Origin of the sequence: Vibrio sp. Vb1337 (genome assembly GCF_033338715.1) — a bacterium.
Classification (GTDB): Bacteria; Pseudomonadota; Gammaproteobacteria; order Enterobacterales; family Vibrionaceae; genus Vibrio; species Vibrio alginolyticus.
Genome location: NZ_JAWOTD010000103.1, coordinates 1 through 1,409, shown reverse-complemented (window position 1 = coordinate 1,409; position 1,409 = coordinate 1). Strand labels below are relative to the sequence as shown.

The 1,409-nt window shown below is 42.1% G+C and carries 2 protein-coding genes; both read right to left on the bottom strand.

Annotated features, from left to right (window positions below; translation table 11 throughout):
• Nucleotides 1–9: 9 nt before the first annotated feature.
• Complete coding sequence (locus R7E42_RS24220; RefSeq protein WP_005464959.1) at nt 10–1,101, bottom strand: sensor domain-containing diguanylate cyclase; 1,092 nt, start codon at nt 1,099–1,101, stop codon at nt 10–12.
• Nucleotides 1,101–1,409, bottom strand: a 309-nt coding sequence (locus tag R7E42_RS24215; protein WP_318073120.1) for an oxidoreductase, incomplete at its 5' end; no start/stop codon positions are given. The genes R7E42_RS24215 and R7E42_RS24220, both read right to left, overlap by 1 nt.

Below are 1,409 nucleotides of genomic sequence, written 5' to 3'. Positions count from 1 at the left end.
AAATACCGTTTAACGTTGAAATTTCATTTTGTACATGCGCTTATCCGCTATGCTGATAAGAAAGTCAACATTATCGCTGTCACTTGGGTAGTGCGCGACGCCAATACTGGTCGACAGTGACGATACGTTGTTCGCGTTTAGAACCGGAGTATCAAACACGGAATGGATGTGTTTTTTCGCCTCCTCTGCATCGACGTCTGAGGACTCAATCACGACAGCAAACTCGTCTCCACCCATCCGATAGGTACTGAAGCTATCAATATTCATGTCTTTCAATCGCTTGGCAATTTCGCACAACACCGTATCACCAGCTTGGTGGCCGTACGTGTCATTCACGTTTTTGAACCCGTTTAGATCCAACAGACACAAAGAAAAAGCCGTTCGGTTGCGGGTGTTATTTCTCAACGTGACAAACAGAGCATTTCGGTTGCCAAGGCCAGTAAGGGGGTCACTCAACGCCAGCTTACGATGGAAGTGCGATTCTCTGTAGAAGAAGTAAGTCAGCGACAAAATCGACAAGACGAAAGTGGCAAACAGCATGTATTGCGCTTTCATCAATCGTTGGCTTTCATCTTTTTGTGTCTCGTACACTTGGCTGGTTAAGCGAAAGTTCTGGTTCACAAACTCCACCAAGTTTAAATACAGCGTTTGAGTGGCGCGATAAAACTGAGCTGCCGCTTGGCTGTCGCCGGTTTTGGCTTCCACCAACAGTGGTTCTAACTCTTTAAACTCATTAAACAGTTGCAAAAAATATTGCTGAATGTGATTGCGAGAAAAAAAGGTGTAGACGTCTTTACTATTTATTAATAAATCAAAACGGCTCCAAGCAAGCTCATACTGAAGTTCTGCACCTTCTATTTTTAAAACATTTTCGTCCAGTCGACGTGCTTCACTGACGAGCTCAGAAAGTTCTTTCGATAACTGGAATAAAAACCATGTCGCTTGTTTTTGCTCATCAGTAAAACTTTGCGCTAAGACCCGAGTTTGTTGGAGCAATATGACATTTGCGAGCAATAAAGAAGTGGCAAAAACCAAAAGGAGCATTTTGCTGGTCGTCGAATAATTTTTTTGTTTAATTGGGTAAGCTTCTGATAACTTCATTATTTTTGTTTTATTTTCATCTCATTAACTTGCCACACCATTTGGGCATGATATTCATTGTGATCCAATTCAGGATATTGACTGAGAGGGTATATCACCCAGTAAGGGCCTTTATTTCTCACTTTGATGTAATGATGATCTTGCTGGTACGCCAAAATTGGCTGATAACGAACAATATCTTTGCGAGATAAGGTGGAGTGATAGTTGTTTAAACTGCCGATATCGACTTGCTCTGGGATGCTTCCATAAACATGAGTCAGCAGCGTGCTGAGCTTTACACCAAGAAACTCTGAAGATTGTTGAATCCA